The sequence below is a fragment of the Dakarella massiliensis genome, assembly GCF_001182045.1.
Lineage (GTDB): Bacteria > Pseudomonadota > Gammaproteobacteria > Burkholderiales > Burkholderiaceae_F > Mesosutterella > Mesosutterella massiliensis.
The window spans coordinates 266,560-290,319 of record NZ_CVTY01000006.1; the positions used below are offsets into that span (position 1 = coordinate 266,560).

Genomic DNA, 23,760 nt, shown 5'->3' on the forward strand with positions numbered 1-23,760 from the left:
GGAAGATTAGATATACCGTTTACCGTACCCAAAATTGCATTCAATCCGGATCTTTTCAAACCGGGAAAAAGACCTCTGTTATAACGTCTGCCGTACCCGTTTTGAGGAAGAATCCTGATGTAACGGTTGAGCGTCTCCACAGCCGCTGGACCAAGGTCTGATATAACGGAAACCGTACCTCACTATGTTCCGGAAGAGGGAGTGATCGATAACAGATTCCGAACTCCATTCCAGGTGGGTTTTAAGTCAGATATAACATTCACCGTACCTTGTTACCGCAAAAGAGACATATACCGGTCAAACCCGAAAAAAATGATGTCAAAGCCCTTCAGTTATACCGTTTACCGTACCAACGGGAAGCTTAAATTCCGGTCGACTCGCCTTGTTTCCTGCTTTTATCGGTAACACTTTCCGTACATCAGACAATTGAAATTTCTTAATCAATTTTTGTTTAAAATAAACAGGATGTTAAGAGACACATCTTCAGGTAATGGACAATCTTTGCGATAACGTTTACCGTACCCTGATGACTCTGTCGGTATAACGTTTGCCGTACCCGTTTTTCACTTTTTTCCGATCAAAAAACGGTGCATTTAAATTCGATAGATCGATCCGAGAGGACATATAGAAAAATTTAAAGCCTCTTAAATGAACGCATTTTGCCAGTCTGAAAGCTCCAGATATAACGGAAACCGTACCCTGGACCTTCTGGAGTCGGTTATAACGTTTACCGTACCCGAAAAGAAGGTCTTAAAAACGGACGGCGTTTTTTCTCAGAGTGAGTTCTTTTGCATAAAGTAAGAATCGCTTCAGGACTTTGCGGTGATCTTTGCTATACGGTTTAACTTTGACGATCAACGTTTGCTCTGCAGTGCCGTGTTGAGGACTGAAAGACGTTCAAAAAACCGGTTTTTGATTCACCAAAGTCCGGATTTCACTGTGTCATTCTTCTGCTGACTTCTTAGTAACCTGATTTTTCTTGTTTTTTTATCACTTATAACGGATACCGTACCTATAAAGAGATGAAAGAAAGAGCGGTGTTTCTTTTCTTTTTTCTCTTTACTTTACGGTTTTTGTTTTTCTATCTCATTGAATACACGGTAAAAATATTGAATAACGTTTACCGTACCAATCTCTTTTTCTGCTGTTTTTTCAGTCAGATATAACGGAAACCGTACCCGTTACCACACTTCATTCGGGTTGTCCACAGAAATTTGCCGGAATCCTTTCTTTTCTTAATTTTATCTTTTTAAAACCTTTTCTATATAGAGGGGCCTTAGAAGCAACGTCTACCGTACCCTTGAGGTAACTTCTGCCGTACCGATCGATAACTTTTCCCGTACTTCACGGATAACAGAGACCGTACTGGGTGTTTTTTCGACTTATCCACAGGCTTTCTGACGTTTTTTGCGGTTCTGAGGTGATTTTTGGAGTGGATGTCTGTTGACAGGTATAACGGAAACTGTACCTTTTTTCTTTCTCGGTTTCTTTTTTTCTATAACGTTTACCGTACCTTAAAGGCGATTTTTTAAGAAAAAGCCGGTGTCTTTGGGTTATCCACAGGCTCTCTTCTTTTCTTAGTTTTTATCTTTTTAAATTCTTTTTCTATATAGAGAGGGGCTAGAAGCAACGTTTACCGTACCCCTGGTGCAGCGTCTGCCGTACCGTTTGATAACGGAAGCCGTACCGCGGCTGTAACTTCTGCCGTACCCGACGCTTTTTTTCGGGTTCGAGGCGAGGGGGCAGATTTCTGAATTTCGGCTGGAATTTTCTTCTCTCAGCTAGTACTATGTAATCGGAAGTGTCACCGTTATGCACAGGTTCCCACCAAAAAAATGAGCGGAAAGGCCATCACCTTTCGGCTCGTTTTGTTTATGGGGATTCGAGTTATAACGTTTACCGTACCTGTCAATTTTCCTTGTGGATCTGGGCTATGGCTGAAAAACCGAAGACAAAATACGTTGAATCGAAGGTTGTTCGCTATTCGAATCCGCTCAATCTCACGTCGTATCACCTGGACCTATTCCAGCTGCGCGTGGTGATGAGCGCGATCGCAAATGTGTCCAACGTTGACGCCATTGATCCGAACAAAACTTACTTCGTGAACGCCACCGACATCATGGCTCTCGGTACCCGAAAGCAGGAGGTGTACGCGGCGCTTCGCAAGGTGTCGGATTCGCTCTTCAACGGATTCGCCACGATTCAGATGCGGTCGATTCAGAATTTCCCGGAACTTCAGGCGGCTTTCAAGAGTTCGTATGACCTCTTCCGGAAGGATCCGACAAAGCCGGTTTTCGAGCGTTTCCACTTCCTCACGTCTGTCACGTACGCGGAAGGGCATGGTCAGATCGGTTTCCGTTTCACCCCCGCCTTTATCCCCTTTGTTCAGAGACTGAAGGAGCAGTTCACTGAGTTCAACCTCATGGAACTCACGGGTCTGCGGAGTGTGTTCGCGATCCGCATCTACACGATGTGCCTTCAGTACCAGAATCATCCGGACCGGACGTTCTTCACGACGTTCGAGGAACTGCGCAATCTCCTTGATTTAAAAGACGCTTATACGCGTTTCGGGAATTTCAAGCAGCGCGTGCTCGACGTCGCTATCCGCCAGATCAACAGCTCGGAATTCACGCGTTTCAGCGTGGAACTTGAGCTGATCCGGGGGGCTCACAACAAGGTGACACAGCTGAAATTCCATCTGTCGCCGAAGAATCATGTGCAGCTCGCGCGGGATGACGATGATTCGAAGAAGTCCCGCCGCCGGAAGACCTCCGTCATGGATTCGCTGGAACTCGATGATCATCAGGCTGTGCTGACCGCGCGCCAGGTTTCGTACTACGCGGATCTGCTTGGCGGCGCGAATGAGACGTACGCGGAGAAGAAAGGCTACAAGTCTCACGAATTCTTTAACTGGCTCCGCGCGAATAAGTTCGCCCCGAAGGGGCATTCGATCGAGGAATTTGTCGAATGGCTGAAACTGCATCTCGCGGAACCCGCTTTTGTGCAGAAAGTCTATGTGCCGTGGCTGAAACAGCTGGGGTTCAAGCCCCGTAAGCCGAAGGTCGACGCGGCTGCGAAGCGGGCGGCCCAGAAAGCGGCGGCTGAACTCGCGGAACAGATGGCAGCTGAGGCCGCCGCAATGGAACCGATTCTCGAGCCCGAAATCGTGGAAGAGACGCCGAAAGTGAAGAAGACCGCGGTGAAGAAAACCCGGACCACCAAGGCGAAAACCACTGCCGCGGCGAAGACTGCGAAAACAGCTAAGTCCACTAAAACCACGGCAGCGAAAACCACGAAGAAAGCGGCTACAGCCAAAACCACGGTGAAAGCGGAGACGAAAACCACGAAGACCGCGAAGGCCGTGAAGACCGTCAAAGCGAAAACCACGCGGATCGCGAAAAAGAAGACTGAAGAGTAAAAAGCTCTGAAGCGAAGACCGTCAGAAATCACCTGACGGTCTTTTTTTATCGGAGGAGGTCATGAAGTTCGAGAAGCCGGATTCCAGCGGTTTCCGCGAAATTCCGGGCCTCATCCGTGTACCCAGCGAGGCTCGACGCCGCAAGGTCTGTGCGGCGGTCATCCCGGCCTTTCAGCGCGATTAACGCGAAGCCCCGCAGCGTCGCCTCTCCCACGGGGACCGGATCAGATGACGCGAGCCCGATCAGCCAATCCGATTTCGAGGCGTCTGTCAGGGCGAAAAGGGTACCGGAATCGCTCTGAACCCCTTCCAGCAGCCCGCTTTCCTCCGGCATAAAACGGAGCCTGGAACGGCGTCCCAGACGCGTCAGCGCGTCAGAGGATGCCAGAGCGAGGGGTTCACCGAGAATCGCATTTAAACGCGTTTTAAGCCCGTTGGCACCGTTTCCTGAACCCATGAAGAGGCACCGGTACCAAAGCTTCAGAGCGGGGCTTGAAAGCCGGTAAAGGCCCTTTCTGCCGTCCTTCGGGACACCGCAGGGGAAGATCTTCGTGACGAGACCTGACCGGACGAGACCCGCGAGGTATTTGCCGCATTTCGCCTCGGTTTCACCGATCCAGGCGGCAATCTTTCCCGGGGTATCGCATCCACGAGCGACAGCCGACATGATGGAGTGGTAGATCCGGGGTTCCCGGAACGGGGTTTCGGTCGCGAGGCGCACCGCGAAGTCAAAGACACTGCCTCGGGTGAGGAGACGCGAGAGATTGGCGTCCAGCGTCTCCTCCCGATCGAAGAGCGCGAGAACACCGGGAACGCCGCCAAAAAGCGCCCAGACAGTGAACTGATCGGCTGTCGTCCACCCGGGGAAGAACGCCGGCATATCGCGAAGCGAGAGCCCCGAAAGCTCGATCGTCGTATTCGGAAGGCCGTAAAGCGGGCTCTTGAAGCCGGACACCGTTTCCCGCATCCAGGCGACTCCGCCGCCTGAGAGGATAAGAGGGCAGGGGGAGGGCGTCCGAATGGACTGAAAGACGCTCCGAAGCACGGCGGGGAATTCCGGCACCGCGCCGCAGAGCGCTTCAAACCGGTCAAAGGCGATCGCGGATCCGGTTTGAAGAGCCGCCTCAAGCGCCGATTTCAGGGCGTCTTCCCAGGAGGGAAATTCCGCTTCATTCTTCCCGAAAAACTGATTGAAGTTCGAAGTTAACCTTCTGAGGAGCAGCCGGCCATTCATGTCCGCGGCCTCAAAACGGAAGAGACGCCTCTCTTTCGCAGCCTCTTCAAGGAGCGCGGTTTTACCGACACCGGTCTCGCCTCGCACCGTAATGAGGTGAGGTCCTGGCGCTGAAAGTAATTCCTTCAGTCTTTCGGTTTCGCGGCTTCTGCCGATTATCAGGCGATCAGACATGTTTTTATTTTTAAAAAATACTCATAAGTAATATACCAAATAGTAAAACACTATTTCCACCCATTTTTCAGGTTTTTTCGGGTCAGGCAGAAACCGTTCAGAACGACGGCTATTTAATAGAAACTAATAGAAAATATTAAATACAATTAAATCATATAGTTAAATAATGCTTCAAAAGTTCTGTGAAAAATGTCTTCATTTCACGTGAAACATTGATAATACATAACCATTTGATTACAAACAAGTTTATTGATTTAAAAAGTTAAAAAAACAGTGTCGGGTGACGCTCTCGGATTTTGTTGAGCTCCAGATATAACGGAAACCGTACCCATTCCGACACGGGAAGGTCTTCGACCACCTGTGTCGACGCTGTGAACGGAAGCCAAAACGCAAACGTCCCAAAAAGAAAAGCGAAATGGCTAGCGGTCAGAGTGTCAGGACTGCCGACGCCGGGTGTGGAGGCGATTGATGGTCGATCCCGCATCATTTATCAGCATCTAATACATACTGATAGAAACGAATAGTTTCTATTAAACAGGTACGGAATCCGTTATCCCTCAGTCAGGAGCGAGCGGCGGCGGAGTAACTGAGGGGATCAGGACATCTGAAATCGGCACTGCGGCCGGGATCATTCAGATAGAACGGAAACCGTACCCATAGCTGAAGATCTTCTGGCAGCAGACTTTGACTTCGTTACCTTCATCCTGAGTGAACAATGTGAACCGGATCGACGTGAAACTCTTCGGGACGGCTGAGTCGCGGATATGGCGAGCCCCGTGATCGATAACGTTTACCGTACCCAATAAGGAGCTTGGGGATGCCTCGACGGTTTTAGTCTGATCGTCAGGCTTCACTTTCGATATAACGGAAACCGTACCTATCAAAGAGACGGTCTTCGAAAGGTTCTGGATCCAGGTTTGGAGGAGGGCGAGGAGCTGCTAATGTTCACAACACCCTGACTCGGGATGTCATCTTCCTTAAGAGAGGTATTGGGAAAAAGGGCTGCAGAGGATCTGTGTCAGAGTCAGAAGGCTAGAGACCCCAATTCCGTTTGGAACAGGACGGGAATCGGCCTTTTATCAGCCTCTGATAGAAGCTAATAGAAACTATTAATGGGGCGGCAGTTCAGGATGACCTCGTCAGAAATAACGGAAACCGTACCCTGAATCGGAATCTGAGAGAGAACGGAGAGAAACCAGTTGCAGCTGAGACCGTACCGAATCAGAAAGCGATCGGACGCTCAATTCTTCGTTATAACGTTTACCGTACCCGAAGCGGAATCGGTTCAGGTTTTCCTGGAATCTTGTTCACCCGCGATCGCTCTATTAGCTTCTATTAGCAAATCATAGAAACGCATAGAAGCTGTCACTCGAGAAAAGACTCCGGAATGGAACGATAAGAGGTGGGGGTGGGTCAGAAATGATCCACGCGCTTTGGAACGATCGCGTTTCAGGACTTCGAGCCCCCAATCTGGTACGGTAAACGTTATCGGACGAATGGAACCCGATATAACGGAAACCGTACCCATCAACGCTGACATTGCGGAGGTTCGTTGTGGCCAAAGCCTTATGAGCTACTATCAGCTTCTAATAGAAACTCATAAGGGGGAGCTGGTCATTGGGAGTTCCAAACACGTCGTGTGGGGCGCTTTGGAGCTTTAGCAGGACGCAGTCATATAAGCTCTATCAGCAAATAATAAAAACTCATAGAAACTAATAGAAAATATTAGGAGGTCATTGCGTAAACGGACTGGGCCCGGAATCGTGTCGAACGAGGGATGCCTGGATTGAGGCAACCGGACCAGCGATTCGAGGGCATGAAGCCGTTATATCGGATACCGTACCTGAAAGCGGATCCAGTTGGCGTACATTCCCGATGCCTGCAATCGACTGGATCGCGAATCAGGCGCTGCGCCTGTTTTCGACCCGCTTAATAGAAGCTATCAGTTTCTATCAAAGAGAATCGTTGCCCGGGAACAGGCGATTTCGCTCAGATTCCGACACTTTGTCGTCACGTGCGTATCACCGCATAAATTCCACTTATAACGTTTACCGTACCTTCTTAAGAAGGCCGATGCGCATTTGTTTTGCCAAGATTCAGACTCACACTTGGAATCCAGTGATCTGATTTCAATTAATAGATACTGATAGTAAATATCAGTATGTATCAGTAAATCATAAAGAACTATGAGAAGGGAGGTCGGTCACGGCATTATGAGAAAATGACGGCTCAAAAGTGATTCAAAGCAATGGAAGAAAGATGGAACTCTTTGTGAAGACGCTTCACGAGCTGACGCCGGAGGAGCTCTTTGAGATTTATAAGCTCCGGGTCTCAGTGTTCGTCGTGGAGCAGAAGTGCCCGTACCAGGAAGTGGATGACGCTGATAAAGTCGCATATCACGTCTGGCTGAAAGATGAAGACGGGATTCAGGCGTATCTTCGCGTGCTTCCGAAAGGAGCGACGTTTGATGAATGTTCAATTGGCCGGGTGATCGCGGTGAAACGCCGCTGCGGTCTCGGCACTAAGATACTGGATGCGGGTATCCAGGTGGCGAAAGAAAAGCTTCACGCCGAGAGTCTCACGATTGAGGCTCAGGTTTACGCAAGGAAGCTCTACGACAACGCCGGCTTTGTTCAGGTGTCAGACGAGTTCCTCGAGGATGGAATTCCGCATATCAAGATGCGCCTGACACTCTGAATCAGACCGAGAGGCTGACCGGTTGTTTGAGAAAAGGCTTTGGCCGTGAGGCTGAAGCCTTTTCTATTAGGAACTATGAGTTTTTATAGAAAGTCTGATAGCAGCTATCAGAATTTCAATCGAGCTTTATGTCTAAACACGAACTCTTGCCGTTGGGAGTGTTGGTTCGACGCCAATCATGATTGATTTTCTATCAGGAAATCATAAAAACTAATAGGAATTAATAGGTACTAATAGAAACTGATAAGAAATCTGTCAACGGTTCTTTTGTCGATTCCGGTCCATAAAGTCTTTTCTATGCGACATAAAGTGACGCTCCAACGTGTATGTCTGACAGTTATTGTCTCCGCGCAGCATCAAATAAGGTTATTGATCACGCCTCAGGTACTGAGCCCTGTGGCACTAGACGAGCCTATCCGTATATGGAATCTATGATTTACTAATAGCTGCGAATAGGAAATCATAAAAACTGATAGTTATTGAATAACTTTTGGGATTCCCAGTTGCGCTCATGCGGATACGGACTGATAGAGAAACACACTGTACAAACAAATAGGTTCGCCTGAAGGACTACCTTTTCCGATACGATTGTGAGACACTAAGCCGTTTGAATTTTTCGCATTGGAGAACGGAGTGTGAACATTGCTCTTTTCTCCTGATCTCAACAGTAAACGGAGCTCTCGTATGAAATACGAAGTTGCAATCGAACCGGGCAGCGGCGCCTATGCTTTCAGTCTCACTGTTCCTGATCTGCCGGGCTGCTACGCTGTCGGCAAGACGCTGGAAGAAGCGATGCGTAATCTCAAGGAAGCCTCTGTGATTTGGGTTAAAGGCGAACGCGAAGCCGGACGCCCGATTCCGCCTCCGTCTGACCTCAGCGCGCTGAAGAAGCATGAGGAATATGCCCATCAGACGTGGACCGAAATCAATATTGACACGCAGGGACCGGAAGAAGTGATCGCCGGGATCTGAGGCACGGTCGAAACGTAAAGAAAGATTTCTCTTCAGATCGGCTTCAGATAGCTGTGATGTACTGTCCTTAATTGAACCTTTTCAAAGTTATGGAGAAACTCATGGCTGATGTTGTAGTCCTGCTCGAAGTCACTCTGCTTGATGGACAGAAAGACGGTTTCCTCGCTAAGGCCGAGCAGATTCAGTTTCACCTCGCTCATGTTCCGGGCTTCGTTCGCGCTGAACGTTTCCAGTCCGTGTCCGAACCGAACAAGGTCCTGAGCCTCTCGGTCTGGAAGGATAACGAATCCGTTAAGGCCTTCCTCACCTCTGAAGAGCACCGCAAAGCGCAGCGCGAATCGATGGAAGGCGTGTTCTCAGATTATCGGATTACGGTGGCCTCCGCGGATCGTGTTTTCTCGCCGCACGAGCACCACTGATAAACCATTCATTGGTTGACCTGAGCAAAGAACCGGCACTCTTTTCGAGTGTCGGATTTTTTGTCTCTGGCGGTTACAGAATTTCTGTCTGATATAAAAACTATCAGGAGCTAATAGCAACTATCAGGATTTATGGAGAAGCTCATAGAACTTAATGAAAGTGAGGAGACAAGGCGCATTTCGAATGAGGGAGTTAGATGATCTATACCGGGGTCTGAGTTCCCGATGGAGATCTTCCCTGCCACCCCAAACAGACCGTGGATCTTTCAAGTTTCGATCTATAAAAACTAATAGCAAATATTAGGAAATATCAGAATCTCATAAGAACTGATAGAAACTATTGGATTTCTGATAAATAGCTGCGATGATTCCGAATCAGAATCCTGATCTCGCAGAATGTCGTTTAAAGTTCTATTAATGTCGCTTAAGCGATAAGCCCCGTACATAAACTGACTCCATCGGAAATATTGAGGTCCGCGTTGGAGGGACCAAAAAGATGGACTCAAAAAATCAAACGGCCGCGATGGGGATTCTGCTCACCATCAGCGCGGCGCATTTCCTGAATGATCTGCTTCAGTCCGTGATCCCGGCATCGCTTCCGGTTCTGAAGGAAGCGAACGCGCTCACGTTCGCTGAGGTGGGTCTCATCACGCTTACCGTGCAGATCACCTCTTCCCTTCTTCAGCCTTTCGTCGGCGCGGTGAGTGACCGGCACCCAATGCCGGCCGCGCTTCCCTGCGGAATGCTGCTCTCAGGTCTTGGTCTCATTCTTCTCGCTCACGCGACAACGCTCCCCGCCATCCTGATTTCGGTCGCTCTGATCGGATGCGGGTCTGCCGTGTTTCACCCGGAATCCTCCCGCACCGCTCAGGATGTCTCGGGCGGCAGGCGGGGGTTCGCTCAGGCCGTGTTCCAGGTGGGCGGGAATGCCGGCTCCGCGATGGGACCGATCGCGGCGGCGCTTGTCGTGATTCCGTATGGGCAGTCAAGCATCGGGTGGTTCAGTCTCTCTGCCGCGCTCGCGTTCCTGCTGCCCGTCGGCGTCGCGAAGACCTATCACCGGACCCCGCCTGAAGCCGTGAAGAGCGCCGTAGCTGCCTCGGGTTCAGGTACCGCTTGGAACGTGAAGTTCATCTTCGCGATTCTCTTCATCCTGATGTTCTCGAAGCAGGTCTACATCTCGTCCCTCACGAACTTTCTCACTTTCTACGTGATGGAGAAATTCCATGTGGATCCGGTGACCGCTCAGTACGCGCTCTTCGCGTTCCTCGGCGCGGGAGCCGCGGGTACGCTGCTCGGCGGCCCGATTACCGATCGCTTTGGCCGCCGGAAAGTGATTTTCGGATCGATCTTCGGCGCGGCGCCGTTCGCGCTCCTCGTGCCCTATGTCGGCTTCTGGGGTGTCATCGCCCTTGTGATCCTCGTGTCCTTTGTGATTTCGTCAGCGTTCTCCGCGATTCTCGTCTGCGCGCTTGATGTCGCGCCGCGTCATACCGGCATGGTGTCCGGTGTCTTCTTCGGGCAGACGTTTGGTCTTGGCGGAGCGGCCGCGGCGTTCTTCGGGTGGCTCGCCGACATCATCGGAATTGAGAATGTGTTTCTCGCGGCATCCTTCATGCCGCTCGCCGGGATTTTCGCTCTCGCACTTCCGAAGAAGCTCTGAGCCGTAAGAAATCGAATTTAAACCCACCTCCCTCAGCCGCTGGCCGATGTTTGGTCAACGGTCTTTTTGTTTCCCGAGAGACTGAACGAGTGAACCAGGCGTCAGACCGAAGAATTTCGTGAAGGCGGCACTGAAGGGACCGGGGCCAGAGAATCCCAGGTGAAGCGCGGTCTGTTTGATCGACATCCCTTTCGCGAAACAGTCGAGCGCGGAGCAGAGTCGGGCAGCGGATTTCCAGGCCTTAAAGGTCATTCCTGTGTCCTTCAGGAACTTTCGCTCGAAGGTTTTGGGGGTCAGGTGGACCTCATCACAGAGTGTCTCAAGCGGCACTGCCCAGCGGCTTTCCCGCAGTATCCCTTCCGCGGCGGATCGGAGCACGGGATCCGTGGGAAGCGGGAGCGGATCCGCGGTGGGTGCTGTTCCATGGAGGAGACTCAGCACCAGGCGGCTCATTTGTTTCTGAACAGACGGCGGATAAGAGTTCCTGAAGAGCTCCGCGATCAGATCACGGAGGAGATCAGATACCTCCATCGCGCGGATCGAATTGGACACCTTTTTAGAAGCGTCCGCGGGGAAGTAGAGCGTCCGGAGGCGCGTTTCCGTAATAAAGGTGAGGGAATGCGGGATGCCGGCCGGGATCCAAAGCGCCTGATGCGGCGGAACGAGACGCGGGATGCCGTCGGAAACGAGGAGCATGACACCTGATTCCGCATAGAGAAGCTGTGCCACGTCATGCACGTGTTCAGGCCGGGAGTGTCCCGCTTCCGAATTCCGGGCAAAGACCACCCAGTCTTTCTGTTCAGAAAGATTGTCAGAGAGAAAAGCTTTTCGGATCTCAGATGTCATGGTGTTCCGGCACGGGTTGAATCGGAGTCGCAGAGGAACAGGAAACAGTCCCCCGACAGCTCATCCTAACCGATCAGGAGCCGAGAGGCAGAAAAGCCGCGGAGAGGTCATCGGTTCCGAAGGACTCCTAGCTCTTATGAACTATAAATTTCTTGAAAAGAATCAAAAATCAATCGTTTTTTAAGAGATGGGACTCAAAATTTTTCGCACACCGCTATTCATTTAATTAATAGCGACATAATTAAATAAATACATTTATTCGAATAGATATATCAATAAATGGCTTTTTGTATGAATGTCGTTTCAGAGCTTAATAAAGTCGTTTTGAATACAAAATTCCTTCCTAGACTTTATGAGTAGTTATTGGAGGAACTATCAGGAAAGAGCCGCCGATTCTGTCCCGACGTCCTGCGCAATCGATGACTGCGCAGTCCCGCCGGAACGGTCCTCGGACTCCTCTGATGTTTCGCGTAAATCCAGGGGGACAAAATGACTTTTTGCTTTAACCTGACCCGGCGTGCATTGCTGAAAACACTCAGCGCGGCGGGTGCCGCGTCCGCGATTCCATGGGCTGACGCGCTTGCGGAAAAAACATCGGGTGTGCTGACCGCGGTCTCACCCAAAGAACTCCTTGATTCGAACGTTAAGGTCATCAACACCTATCACGATGTGCACTGCCACAGCAGCTGCATGCTGAAGGCCTATGTCAGAGACGGCAAACTGCTTGCTATCACTTCAGCCGGCGATATCCCGCTCGCCGGAAGTGACAGGGCGGATAACTCCATTATTCCGATACAGAGAAGAGGCTGCGCAAGAGGTTATTCAGAAAGGAAGCGTCTTTACGCGCCAGACCGGCTGAAGTATCCGCTGCTGCAGACGATCGAGCGCGGCAATCTGTCCGGCTTCAAGCGTATTTCCTGGGATGAGGCGCTGGATCGGGCTTGCGCTGAAATTGAAAAAACCATCGCCCGGAAAAAGGAACTTGGCTATATCCCGGCCTGGGGTGTGGGGGATACGCTGCTTGGGTATTTCGGCCCTTATCTCGGAACGTTTGGCAGCACCTCGATCGGGAATCAGGTCGATTGCCTCAATAACTGCTACGGGCTTGATATTCCGGGGCACCCCGCGATCGATGTGCTGAATTCGAAATTCATCATCTGGTCTTCCAATCCGCTGAATACCAACTATCAATGGACGATGATCCTCACGAAGGCGCGTGAGATGGGGATCCCGATTGTCGTGATCGACAGCACCTATACGAAATCGGCTGCGGTGCTCGGGACGGGCGCCCCAGGGCTGAAACCCTGGATCTGCCCGAGGCCCGGCACGGATGGGGCCATGATGGCCGCGATGTGCAACACGATTTATCGCCGCAGGCTTCATGATGAGGCTTATCTGAGGAAATATGCCTTTGGTTTCTATCCGGGTGACAGCGTTGTCAGCCGCTCCTCGATCAAGAATCCTGTGACGGGAGAGGATTTTGCCGGACGAACCTTTACGGTTCCGAAAGGTGAGTCTTTCGTTGAGTATCTGGATCAGCTTCAGCGTGAACACGGCGGTGAAGAAGGAGTTCTCCGCTGGGCATCCGAAATAACCGGCGTGCCGGCTAAGACGATTGAAACGCTCGCGCTCACTTACGCGAAGACTAAGCTAGCCTGTCTTTTCTCCGGCACGGCGTCAGGCGGCGCGCAGCGGGCATCGAACGGCATGTATTTCTGCTGGATGGAAGTGGCGCTCGCGACCATGACCGGGAACGCGACGGTGAGAGGCGGCGGCATCGGCTACGTCAGCCGCGTGGATGGCTACAACGTGAAACTCGGACCCGCTCCGAAGATGACTTCCGCCAAGGCTTACCCCCCGATCCGCTTCATGCTCTTTAACCAGAGTCAGGTGATTCAGACCGGCCGTGACTTCCGGACCCCGGAGCAGCTGCGGGCTGATGTGCTGTCAATCAATAAAGTGGATCTTGGACCGGATCCCCGGCTTCAGGTGGAAATGATCTGGAGAGGCGGCGGCACCGGCGACACTTTTAACCAGCAGTCGTCTATCAATCCGAAAATCGACGCCTGGAAGAAACTCCGCTACGTGCTCACTTATGAGCGCTTTATGAGCTCAACCGCGAGATTCTCGAATCTGGTTCTTCCGGCCTGCTCTCCCTTTGAGCAGTCCTACTTTACGTTCGGCAAGACCGGAACCGATCTCAATGTCGTCAATAAGGTGGTGGAACCCATGTATGAGTGCCGCCCTGACCGGGAAATCAATGAAATGATTGCCAAGCGACTGGGGCTTGACTGGGGCCGCCATGGGGAAACCGATCTGGAGGTTATGAAGACTCAGTGGAAGACCAGCTCAATCCCTGAGGCGTACCGGAAAAACAACCCGGCAGCAAAACTGCCGACATTTGAAGAAATGCGGAAGACCGCGAATCTGCAGCTGCTTGTTGAGCCGAAGGACAGCCTGATCCGGATTACTAAATACGCTCCGGGTGAATTCCCCACAGAAACCGGCCGGATCGATTTCTACTCCCCCTTTATGGCGGAAAGAGGCCGGGCGTTTAACGGAGCCGCCTGCCGCTATGTTCCGGCGGAGGAAGGTTTTGAGGATATTCACTCAGGGAAGCTGAGTCCCGGCGGGCGCCGCTACACCATGCAGTTTACGACTCCGCATGTCCTGAACCGCAGTCACTCTCAGTTCGACAACATTCCGATGCTTCAGGATCAGTTCGCTCAGACCGTGATCATGAATCCAGGCGACGCAGCCAAACGGGGCATTTCGGACGGTGATCTGGTTTACGTCTTCAATGACTACGGGTGTCTGAAACTCCCGGCGGAGGTGACCGTACGGCAGATTGAGGGGGTTGTCGCTATTCCGCAGTGCGCCTGGTATCAGCCAAGCAAAACCGAAATGTATGACGCCGTCTATGACGGTGACTATGACGGGAAGCCTGAACTGCATCGGGTTCCCGTGGATACCGACGGATGCGCGAATACGCTCTTTAAGGATCAGGCTTCGGGTGCCCCGGATCCCGTGATGCAGCTGAAATCCAGCACGGGCGGTTCGGGCGGCATGGTTGTGAATGGACGCGCGTGTGAAGTGAGCAAAACGCTTCCCGCATTCAGCTGATGCGGCTCAGTGAGTAGAGGAGAATCAACATGACTCAATGGATGTTCTACTTTGATCAGGAACGCTGCATTGGCTGCAAGACCTGCACTCTCGCCTGCAAAGAGTGGAATGAGGGCAGAAGAGGTGACGCGAAGCTCTCCGGTTTCACGGATGAAGATCTTGAAAAGCTCGCGCTTCCTGCGGACTGGCACGCGGGGAAGGGTCCCAAGGCTTATGACTCCGACTTTAATCGCCGCAACACGATGAAGGAGAACTGGCGCCGGGTTACCTACAGTGTGTATGGGCACAAAGCGCCGGATATTCAGATCATTCCGCTTTCAATGGACTGCAATCACTGCTCAGACCCGGCCTGCGTCAAAGTCTGCCCCACGAAGGCGATTCATAAAGAGCCGAAGTACGGCGCCGTGATCAATGATCCCGCTAAATGCATCGGCTGCGGTTTGTGTCAGAAGGCCTGCCCCTGGCATGTCCCTCAGTACTTTGAGGACCTCAGCAAAACGCCGATGGGAGCAAAAAACCATCCGCATATGACGAAATGCGATATGTGCGTGGATCGGCTGGACGCCGGGCTGAAACCGGCGTGCGTGGCGAGCTGCCCCGCCCGAGCTCTGGAGTGCCTCTCCGCGGAAGAAGTCAAGCGCCGTCATCCGAACGCGACCCGCACGGCCCCGGGATTTGATCGGGGGAAGGCGGAGATGACGAATCCCAACATCGTGTTCAATCCCAAGAGAGTGAAGGTCTGAGCTATGACGATCAGTGCTTATGAAAAAACGAAGGGGGAACTGGCTGTAGCCTCACTTACGGCCCGGACGCACTCCCTTTGGCTGCTGAAAGGATTTGACACTGAAACGGCTGAGATAGTGCGGGGACTCTGCAGGAGCCTGAAGGAAAGTCATGATCCGGAAACGGCCGCACTCGCGGAACGCCAACTGACTGAAGACATGGGAACTCTTTCCTCTCTTCAAACCGGCTGGACCGTGGTTTTCGGCAGCGGTCACACTTCAATAACTCCCCAGCAGAGTGTCCTTGAAGAAGGACTATCAATGGGAAAGGCTCGGGACGCGGCGCGGGCCTTTATGCTGAGGTGCGGAGCTGAGCCGGTCAGAACAGGAGAACCTGAGGACCATATTGGAATTCAGGTGGAGTTTTTGGCTGTCCTGATAGAAAGGTTTCTGCTGGATGGAGATCCGACAAACCTTATTCAGGCACGAGACTTCTGCGCGGAGCATCTTGCCTGGATAAGCCAGCTCCGTGAAATTACGCCGGTCCTGTTCCCCGAGAATCAAAGGGAGTCTTCAACTGAAGCTGTCTTAGATCTTCTGGAGCTTACGATCCGGTTTGTTGAAACCTTACCGTCGATCCTGGATAACGCAATAGCCTTGTTCCCAAGTGAGGTAAGAGACGCGGAGGATGAGCATGTTCCGCATCTGAAGGCTGCCTGATCCTTTCAAGTGACAGCTGACTCACCTGAGATCAGGAAACGCCGGCAGTCTTCACTGAAAGACCGCCGGCGTTTTATTTGAGTATCCAGCATCAAAAAACAAATTGTTTTATCAGGTTCTGATAGAGATTTCATAAAAACTCATAGCTGCTATTAGATTTTATAGAACGACTGATAGGCACAATAAAGCGGTCTGAGGCACAGAGGGGGTCAGTTTCGTGTTGTAGGCATACAAACTACAAAAGCAGTTTACAAGTTTAAGTTATGACCATATTCAGATATTACTTTTATCTATGAACGAATCAGACAACTCAAAGAACTCTCGAATCTAGGCCGGATAGGGTTTAGCAATTCACTGATGTTCCGGGATTAGGAAAAAGAGTGAACTCATCCGTTAGAAGCAGACACAAGTGTCATTAGTGATCAAGTCAGATACTTTTTGATCATCTGACCGCGATGGCAGGTGATCGGCACAGCATCCTAGAATTGATTCTGGACGGTTCGAGGCGGATCGGGGACGCCGAATCGCGGTGGGAAAGAAGAAAGCGCTTTCTGATAGTTCCTAAGATTTTCTAATAGTTTTTATGGAGGATCTATAAGTTGCTGATAGATACGCATAGCGGGAAGGAAGAGCGGCAGCCATGACGAGTTCATCCATTCCCAGAAGAATCGGAAACGAAAAAAGGTGACCCGGGAAGACTCCGGATCACCTCAACTTTTTAAGTGTAGATCATTGAATCTCTTGGGACAACAGGATTTTCGATGAGGCGAAATTTGGGCTCCGGAAGCATAATAGTTATGCGAACGGAGAGATCTGGAACAGTTAGAGGTTCCGCAAAGATCTGCTCCCGCATCAGCCCCGGGAAAAGCCCATAGCTGGCATCTAACCACCGGGGCTCTCAATTCGAAGGACCGGCGATGTAAGACAGCTAACTCCGCTGCGGTCGCCCCTTCCGCAAAGCCCGCGCGAGCCGCCTCCGCGGGCTTTGCTCATGTCTGAATACTCAAAACCTCCCCGCGTTCCCTCAGTTCTCATACTGAAGCCTTCTATGAGTTTTTACTCAAAAACTAATAGCTGCTGATAGAAAAGCCAGAGTAGCTATTAGTTCCTGATAGATGGAAAAGAACGCGAATCTTGGCCGCGGTTCCCTAAACGGGTTTCCTGAAATAGCCGCAACGAATCAGCCGCGGAAACGTCCACTGAGGGCATCGAACGTCAGCTCTTCATGCCGGGCGCAATGAAATCTGTACCCACCTCGGGAAGCGGTTCTTCAGTCTGGTGTTCTGGCCGAAAGGTGGGTCACTTTCTGGCGCGCATGAGCCGAATCTCAGAAACGCGATACTTTTATTGAGTTGCCAAGGCAGAACCATTAAAAGAGCGGCGGCCGGAGGCACTGGCGTTCGCCGGCAATAGCGGTGTGAGGGGTGACGAGAAGCGGGTTAACAAAGGAAAATCAAGCGTTTAAAAGAAAAGCGCAGGAGGATCCGATATACCCACAAAGGGAAATTTTTATACACGCGTGCATAAATTTTTCGAAAGAAGCGATTCCTTTTCTCCTGGAAGCATGCCGCTAGCAGACAGCGAAAGCCCCGGCCGAATTTCCTCACAATCGTCGGACAGCATAGGAAGGTTCCCCATGTCCGACACTCATAAGGCTCCGCCTCTCGATCGTTCTTAAGTGCCCACATCACCACAGCCGTAATCGGGCCCAGCGTCGGTGTCGGCCCTTCCGCGACACCCCAGTCGTCTCAGGCTCAGTAACAGAAGAGTCTTTTCTTCCTAGGCCAGCGCTGTTCCTCAATGCGCTGATCGCCAAGGACCGGTTCCCATCGGTTTGAGGAATAATTGAGAAACTGATAGATATTGATAGTTTTTATCGAAGAACTATTAATAGCTAATAGATGCTGATAGACAGGAGAGTAAAACCGAAGCAACAGCTTCACTGGACAAGCCGTCACCAGGGCAAAAGAAAAGGAGGTGATCGGGCTCCCCCGAATCACCTCCAACTTTTCCAGTTTAAAAGAAATAAACCTCTGAAACAACAGGATTTTCGATGAGGCGAAAAATGGGGCATGGAAGCATAATAGTTATGCGAACGGAGAGATCTGGAACAGTTAGAGGTTCCGCAAAGATCTGCTCCCGCATCAGCCCTGGAAAAAGCCCGTAGCTGGCATCTAACCTCTAGGGCTCTCAATTCGAAGGACCGGCGATGTAAGACAGCTAACTCCGCTGCGGTCGCCCCTTCCGCAAAGCCCGCGCGAGCCGCCTCCGCGGGCTTTGCTTTTGTCTGATGAACGCGCCTCACTGAAATTTCAGAGACCGACGCGCTGCCTCCTCCCGTCTTTCGCCTCCTTGGTTTCTCTCTTTCCCCGGACTTCTATAACCAACGCCAGCTGCTCGGTGTTCCTGTTTTCATTTTTAACAAAGATGAATTTTTTTATTTGCAAATCTGACGGTGAATCCCTGTCTATTTTTCCTAGTTCTTTCGGATGAGAATTTTTTCAGCAGGGAACGGATCCAGGCATGGCCGAAGAGCCGACGTGAAGGTCTGGACTGTTTTCACACTTCAAACTTTTTCTCGAAGGAGAGGAAAGCATGACTCACTCTTTTAAACCCGCAGCAGCGGCAGCACTCCTTGCCATTTTTGCTTTGACTGCTGGCAATGTAGCGATCGCGCAGGGCGGTACTTCCGGCGCGGCTGTGAAATACGCGAAGCAGGGTCAGATCGGCGAAATCATCAATAACCCGTACGATATTGCTCCGCTCACCGCGATCATTCGCAATGGCGGCTATCAGCTGACGGGTGCTTCTGTGGAGATTGTCCCCAAGCCAAACGGCTCTCTCATCAAGTACGACGTGGACGACACAGAGCTCCGCACGCATGGCGGCATTCCGGTTTTCGGTCTCTATCCTGACTTTGTGAACACGGTGAAGGTTTCCTACACCCGCATTTCAGAAACCGGTGAGAAGAAGGCGATCTCTGAGACGTACCGCATCTACGCGCCGCCGGTTTATACCGAAGGCAATGGCACGGTGAGTCAGAAGACGACGATGTTCAAGACCCGTGTCGTGAAGAGCGACCCGAAATTCAAGGATCGTCTCTATCTCGTGAATAACCTCCTCGTGTCTCCTCCGAAGGGTTCCCGCGTGATCTGGAATAACCCTGCCGGCGGCGCGCTTGAGTGGTCGTTCTATCCGCAGAACGCCATCATTGACGCCTCGGGTGAGGTCCGCTGGTATCTGAATCCGGACAAGATCTACGACATGAGTTCCGTCTACCGCGCGGGCGTCATGATGGGCTTCCAGCAGGGCAAGGACGGCGCTCTCACCTGGGGCTACGGTCAGCGCTATGTGAAGTACGACATCATGGGACGCCGGATCTTCAACCGCCGCCTCCCGATTAACTACAACGACTTCTCACACTCCATGGATCAGGCGCAGAACGGCGACTATCTGCTCCGTGTGGCGAGCAGCGATGTGAAGCGCCCCGATGGAAAGGAAGTCCGCAGCGTCCGTGACGTGATCATTGAGCTGTCGCCGGACGGCCGTGTGGTGGATGAATGGCGGCTTTTCGACATTCTCGATCCGTACCGCAGTATCGTGCTGAAGAGTCTCGATCAGGGCGCGGTGTGCCTTAACCTCGACGCGAATGCCGCGGGTCACACCATCTCCGCGAAGGATCTCGCCGCCCAGGACAAGGAAGACCGCTGGGGCGATATCACCGGTGTCGGCATTGGCCGCAACTGGGCTCACGTGAACTCCGTAGACTATGACCCGACGGACGACTCCATCATTATTTCTTCCCGTCACCAGAGCGCCATTGTGAAGATTGGCCGTGACAAGAAGGTGAAGTGGATTCTCGGCGCACCGGATGGCTGGAAGCCTGAATTCGCGAAGCTCACGCTGACCCCGGTCGACGCGAAGGGGAATCCCCTGAAGTGTGAGGGCGGCGCCTGCGAAAACACGGATTTTGACTGGACCTGGACCCAGCACACCGCATTCCGTATCGATTCGAAGTCGGATAAGCGCTACATCTACCTCTCGGTCTTCGATAACGGTGACGGCCGTCACTTTGAGCAGCCGGCGCTCGCGGATATGAAGTACAGCCGCGCGGTGATTTATAAGATCGACCAGGAAAAGCGGACGGTGCAGCAGCTTTGGGAGTACGGCAAGGAGCTTGGGCATAAGTGGTACAGCCCGGTAACGTCGCTTGTCCAGTATGAGCCGGATAAGGATTCCGTCATGGTCTACTCGGCAACGCCTGAAATGAAGCTTGAGCACGGCAAGGCGGTCGGCGCCCCGAATCCCTACCTGATGGAGTTCAACTACGGCTCGAAGGAGCCGGCGCTTGAGATCCGAATTGAAGGCTCAATGGGCTATCAGGCGATGCCTTTCCGGGTGGAGCAGGCCTTTAACCACAAGAACGGCGTGAAGTAGCAGAGCGGTTCCGTCCCGGCCAGCCTCTCTCCCTGGCTGGGACGGTTTTTGATTGGAAGATGCCCGAATCTTCCGTTTGCGGTTTGCCCCTGGCTCGATGAGTCAGGGGTTTTTTGCCGGCGTGTCCGGCGCCTCGTAAAGCTCACGCGCGCGGCTGATGATGAGGCTTCGGAGCCAGACGTGCTCCGGGTTATGCGTACTGCGGGCGGACCAGATAAGCCGAGGCGTGAAAGCAGGGGAGATGTCTTCAGGGAGCGGGAAACTGATGAGCCCCGGGAAGTTCTCCCAGTAATTCGCGGCTGACTCGGGAATCCAGTCGATATAGTCCGTGTCGAGCAGTGCGAAAGCGATGGAGTTGAAATACGGAACCCGGAGAACGGAGGGCGGGTTCACAATGTTTTTTTCTTCTGGCACTTTGACGAGATTCGTAAATGCCTGAGGCCACTTTGCGATTTTTTCAGGTGTCAGCGATTCGAGACCGTGTTCGAGAAGTTCCTTCGCGAGCGGGTGACCTTTTCTCATGAGAAGGCATTTACGGATCCGGGCGAGCGGCAGGCTTTCAAGATCTGCGGCGTTCTGAGGAATCGGCGTGATCGCGAGGTCAATGCTGCCGTCTTTCAGCATTCGCTCGATAGATTCCGGTTGGGGAAGGACGATATCGAGACTCACCCTCGGCGCCTGCTCCTGAAGCAGCCTGAGAGAAGGGGCAATAAATGCCATAAAGCCATTATCCGCGGTCATGACGCGGAAGGTTTTCCTGAGGGTCGCGGGGTCAAACTCCTCCGGTCGCATCAGACCGGAGAGACGCGCGAGCAGCGGCTCAAGCTCATTCGAGAGCGCGTTCATCCGGTCCGTCGGATAAAGCTCGTAGCCCGAGCGGATAAAAAGCTCATCCCCAAAATCCTTTCTTGCCTGAGAGAGCTGCCGGGATGCGGTGGAAACCGAGAGACCGCACTCCTTTGCGGCGTCAGAAAGTGATCGCAGCCGCCAGACAGCGTCGAGAAGAAGCAGTCTGGAAAGAGAAAGTGTTGCGGGTGCGCGGGAAGAATCCGTCATGACGGCTGTCCGAAAAAGTGTAGACACCCTCATCATATGCCTCAGGCCGCCTGTTTCCAATATTCGCAAAAATCAATTATCAATTTTTCAATTCTTGAGGGGTATATCGCACTGACGGAAAAGAGACCCGTGGAAGAGAATTTTCTGCAGGAAAGGCATCCACCGAAAGTATTAAACCTTCCTTGAAGGACGCTTCCGGCGGCATGCCGTCATTACAGAAAAAAGTCTCGGGCATTCAGCCCGTCATTCATTGGAGTGATTCATCATGCAACGTCGTACGCTTTTCTCAGCCGCCCTGGCCGCCTCCGCAGCCTTTTCTTTCCCGGCTCTGGCCGATGACTTCAAAGAAGGCACGGATTACGTTCGTCTCTCGAAGCCGCTCCCGAGCCGCAAGAACAATGTGATCAAGATCTTTTCCTATGACTGCCCGTTCTGTTTCCGCTACGACATCGGTGTCGACCCGAAGGCAGTCCCGATGATCGAAAAGGCGGGGCTGACGTTTGAACCCCGCCATCTTGAGACGAAGGGGAAGTACGGCCGCACGGCGTCCGAGTTCTTCGCCATGTGCATTTTGAAAGACGAAAAGGCCGGCCGAAGCATCGAAGCGAAGGATTCTCTCTTCAAGAAGGCGAAGGACGCGGTGTATTTCGCTTATCACCGGAAGGGGGAGCGCTGGACGAAGGGCGAAGGCGCCTTCATTGATACGCTTTGCGGGGCGACAGGGATCAGCGCCGCTGAATTCGATAAGGAGCGGAAAACCGCCGCGGTGCAGAATCTCGCGAACTCCTGGAAGTCGGTCTATGACGTCGCGAAGATTCAGGGGATCCCGGCTTATGTCGTGAACGGCAAGTGGCTCATCATGACAAAGAACATCCGGAGTATTGACGGCTTCGTCGCCCTGATCCAGAAGCTTTCAAAGATGTAATCGGGAGGCCGTATCCATGAAATGGTTCTCTCAGCTGCGGCACGATCCGATCGGAACGATCGCCGCGTGGCAGGACATGAGATGGCCCTGGGCCCTGATGGCCGCGGTTTGTGTTCTCCTCGTCCTCGTCGCGCACTACATGTTCCAGGTGTGGCTCTACATGGCTCCCTGCGAACAGTGCGTCTACATCCGGTATGGATTTCTGGTGATGGCGCTCGGCGGCATCATCTGTCTCGTGAATCCGAAAAACATTGCGCTGAAGATCGTGGGATACGCTCTCGCGATTTACGGGGCGGTGTATGGGCTCATGTGCTCGGTGAAACTCGAGGCTATTCATCATGCGGTTCATAGCGATGATCCGACCGCAATGTTCGGCATGCAGGGCTGCTCGACGGATCCGCACTATCCGCTTGATCTCCCGCTCGCGCAGTGGGCACCTGACTGGTTCAAACCGACGGGTGACTGCGGCTACGATCTCGCGGTGGTGCCGGACGGCACTCAGCTTTCGAGCCTGCAGCAGTGGTTCATTGATATGTATAACAGCTCAGACTCCTGGTATCTGATTCCGAAGTGGAAGTTCATGAGCATGGCGCAGTGCTGCGAGCTCGCCTTCGGCTTCATGCTTCTTATCCTCGTCATTATGGCGGTGTGCTTCCTCTGGAATCGGTTCATAAGAAAGCCTGAGTAAACGTCAAACCGAAGGGAATGATCGGTCCCATCAGGGTGTCTTCTGCCTGATGGGTCTTTTTTCTGACAGTGCTGGGAAGTGATCTGATACCTGATAGGTCCTGATAGCAGCTAATAGATTTTCATGAATTTCTATCAGATACTCATAGAAAATCATAGAAGACGTTCCAAAAAGAATCCGATCGATCCTGACGCATCCGGTCGGACTAAACGGGATGAAGACGGACAGTTGAGATTTTTTCAAAGAGACGAGGGAGCCGGAACCCGGGAAGCTCCCCGAGGTTCAGGCGTATGAGGTTTTAAAAGAATCCTGATAGCTGCTAATAGGATTTATGGATGATCTATCAGAACCTAATAGATACGCATGGCGAGAGAGGGGAAGCTGCTGGAGAACTGCCCTGGGAGCGGCGGAACGCGGGAAGCGTTTAAGGCGCCTTCTCATGCGGAAGCGTGGGGAAGTGTGGAGAAGCGGGAGCTGAACCGCTTTTAATCGCGCGCACGAAAGAGGAGGTGAACGGGTCCCCCCGAATCACCTCCAACTTTTCAAGTTGTAGAACAAATAACTCACTGAAACAACAGGATTTTCGATAGGGCAAAAGCAGGACTGAGGAGCGATAATAGTTATGCGAACGGAGAGATCTGGAACAGTTAGAGGTTCCGCGAAGAT

Annotated in this window: 14 protein-coding genes; 11 read left to right on the top strand and 3 right to left on the bottom strand. The window is 52.2% G+C overall.

Annotation, left to right across the window (positions count from 1 at the left end; all coding sequences use genetic code 11):
* Positions 1-1,933 precede the first annotated feature (1,933 nt).
* Entirely contained in the window at positions 1,934-3,418 is a 1,485-nt protein-coding gene (locus BN1936_RS05095) for a replication initiation protein (protein ID WP_049686805.1), read from the top strand.
* Positions 3,419-3,464: 46 nt separating this feature from the next.
* On the opposite strand, the gene BN1936_RS05100 is transcribed toward BN1936_RS05095, so the two are convergent.
* A complete protein-coding gene (locus BN1936_RS05100) occupies positions 3,465-4,826 on the bottom strand; it encodes an AAA family ATPase (protein WP_049686806.1) in 1,362 nt (453 codons plus the stop codon).
* Positions 4,827-7,085: 2,259 nt separating this feature from the next.
* On the opposite strand from BN1936_RS05100, the gene BN1936_RS05110 reads away from it, so the two are divergent.
* The 4 genes from BN1936_RS05110 to BN1936_RS05125 all read left to right on the top strand — a co-directional run bounded on the left by BN1936_RS05110 (position 7,086) and on the right by BN1936_RS05125 (position 10,577).
* On the top strand, positions 7,086-7,523 hold the full coding sequence (locus tag BN1936_RS05110; protein ID WP_022444437.1) for a GNAT family N-acetyltransferase: 438 nt from the start codon (positions 7,086-7,088) through the stop codon (positions 7,521-7,523).
* A 684-nt stretch (positions 7,524-8,207) separates the two neighbouring features.
* Positions 8,208-8,495: a type II toxin-antitoxin system HicB family antitoxin gene (locus tag BN1936_RS05115; RefSeq protein ID WP_022444438.1), complete on the top strand. Its 288-nt coding sequence runs from the start codon at positions 8,208-8,210 to the stop codon at positions 8,493-8,495.
* A 101-nt stretch (positions 8,496-8,596) separates the two neighbouring features.
* A complete protein-coding gene (locus BN1936_RS05120; protein WP_049686808.1) occupies positions 8,597-8,914 on the top strand; it encodes an antibiotic biosynthesis monooxygenase family protein in 318 nt (105 codons plus the stop codon).
* A gap of 496 nt (positions 8,915-9,410) precedes the next feature.
* Positions 9,411-10,577, top strand: coding sequence for an MFS transporter (locus BN1936_RS05125; RefSeq protein ID WP_049686809.1), 1,167 nt, complete (start codon positions 9,411-9,413; stop codon positions 10,575-10,577).
* Between the two features lie 54 nt (positions 10,578-10,631).
* On the opposite strand, the gene BN1936_RS05130 is transcribed toward BN1936_RS05125, so the two are convergent.
* A complete protein-coding gene (locus BN1936_RS05130) occupies positions 10,632-11,423 on the bottom strand; it encodes an AraC family transcriptional regulator (protein ID WP_022444441.1) in 792 nt (263 codons plus the stop codon).
* Between the two features lie 489 nt (positions 11,424-11,912).
* Between BN1936_RS05130 and BN1936_RS05135 the strand changes: the two genes are divergently transcribed.
* From BN1936_RS05135 to BN1936_RS05150, 4 genes are all read left to right on the top strand, one after another.
* Entirely contained in the window at positions 11,913-14,546 is a 2,634-nt protein-coding gene (locus BN1936_RS05135; RefSeq protein WP_082164477.1) for a molybdopterin-dependent oxidoreductase, read from the top strand.
* A gap of 29 nt (positions 14,547-14,575) precedes the next feature.
* Positions 14,576-15,289, top strand: coding sequence for a 4Fe-4S dicluster domain-containing protein (locus BN1936_RS05140; protein ID WP_022444443.1), 714 nt, complete (start codon positions 14,576-14,578; stop codon positions 15,287-15,289).
* A gap of 3 nt (positions 15,290-15,292) precedes the next feature.
* Positions 15,293-15,988, top strand: a complete 696-nt coding sequence (locus BN1936_RS05145) for a molecular chaperone TorD family protein (RefSeq protein ID WP_049686812.1) — start codon at positions 15,293-15,295, stop codon at positions 15,986-15,988.
* Positions 15,989-18,583: 2,595 nt separating this feature from the next.
* Positions 18,584-20,425 carry an aryl-sulfate sulfotransferase gene (locus BN1936_RS05150; protein ID WP_022443807.1) on the top strand — a complete coding sequence of 614 codons (1,842 nt, stop codon included), beginning with the start codon at positions 18,584-18,586 and terminating at the stop codon, positions 20,423-20,425.
* A 102-nt stretch (positions 20,426-20,527) separates the two neighbouring features.
* Here BN1936_RS05150 and BN1936_RS05155 read toward each other — a convergent pair whose 3' ends face one another.
* Positions 20,528-21,481: a LysR family transcriptional regulator gene (locus tag BN1936_RS05155; protein WP_049686813.1), complete on the bottom strand. Its 954-nt coding sequence runs from the start codon at positions 21,479-21,481 to the stop codon at positions 20,528-20,530.
* A gap of 265 nt (positions 21,482-21,746) precedes the next feature.
* Here BN1936_RS05155 and BN1936_RS05160 point away from each other — a divergent pair, with 265 nt between their 5' ends.
* Together BN1936_RS05160 and dsbI are read left to right on the top strand one after the other, a co-directional pair.
* Positions 21,747-22,406 (top strand): thiol:disulfide interchange protein DsbA/DsbL, encoded by a 660-nt coding sequence (locus BN1936_RS05160; RefSeq protein ID WP_022443805.1) that lies wholly within the window; start codon positions 21,747-21,749, stop codon positions 22,404-22,406.
* 16 nt (positions 22,407-22,422) lie between these two features.
* A complete protein-coding gene (dsbI, locus tag BN1936_RS05165) occupies positions 22,423-23,094 on the top strand; it encodes a protein-disulfide oxidoreductase DsbI (protein ID WP_022443804.1) in 672 nt (223 codons plus the stop codon).
* Positions 23,095-23,760 lie beyond the last annotated feature (666 nt).

Bases quoted from the DNA above. Each gene is read 5' to 3' on its own strand.
- BN1936_RS05095 (WP_049686805.1), top strand. From the start codon at position 1,934: ATGGCTGAAAAACCGAAGACAAAATACGTTGAATCGAAGGTTGTTCGC.
- BN1936_RS05100 (WP_049686806.1), bottom strand. From the start codon at position 4,826: ATGTCTGATCGCCTGATAATCGGCAGAAGCCGCGAAACCGAAAGACTG.
- BN1936_RS05110 (WP_022444437.1), top strand. From the start codon at position 7,086: ATGGAACTCTTTGTGAAGACGCTTCACGAGCTGACGCCGGAGGAGCTC.
- BN1936_RS05115 (WP_022444438.1), top strand. From the start codon at position 8,208: ATGAAATACGAAGTTGCAATCGAACCGGGCAGCGGCGCCTATGCTTTC.
- BN1936_RS05120 (WP_049686808.1), top strand. From the start codon at position 8,597: ATGGCTGATGTTGTAGTCCTGCTCGAAGTCACTCTGCTTGATGGACAG.
- BN1936_RS05125 (WP_049686809.1), top strand. From the start codon at position 9,411: ATGGACTCAAAAAATCAAACGGCCGCGATGGGGATTCTGCTCACCATC.
- BN1936_RS05130 (WP_022444441.1), bottom strand. From the start codon at position 11,423: ATGACATCTGAGATCCGAAAAGCTTTTCTCTCTGACAATCTTTCTGAA.
- BN1936_RS05135 (WP_082164477.1), top strand. From the start codon at position 11,913: ATGACTTTTTGCTTTAACCTGACCCGGCGTGCATTGCTGAAAACACTC.
- BN1936_RS05140 (WP_022444443.1), top strand. From the start codon at position 14,576: ATGACTCAATGGATGTTCTACTTTGATCAGGAACGCTGCATTGGCTGC.
- BN1936_RS05145 (WP_049686812.1), top strand. From the start codon at position 15,293: ATGACGATCAGTGCTTATGAAAAAACGAAGGGGGAACTGGCTGTAGCC.
- BN1936_RS05150 (WP_022443807.1), top strand. From the start codon at position 18,584: ATGACTCACTCTTTTAAACCCGCAGCAGCGGCAGCACTCCTTGCCATT.
- BN1936_RS05155 (WP_049686813.1), bottom strand. From the start codon at position 21,481: ATGACGGATTCTTCCCGCGCACCCGCAACACTTTCTCTTTCCAGACTG.
- BN1936_RS05160 (WP_022443805.1), top strand. From the start codon at position 21,747: ATGCAACGTCGTACGCTTTTCTCAGCCGCCCTGGCCGCCTCCGCAGCC.
- dsbI (WP_022443804.1), top strand. From the start codon at position 22,423: ATGAAATGGTTCTCTCAGCTGCGGCACGATCCGATCGGAACGATCGCC.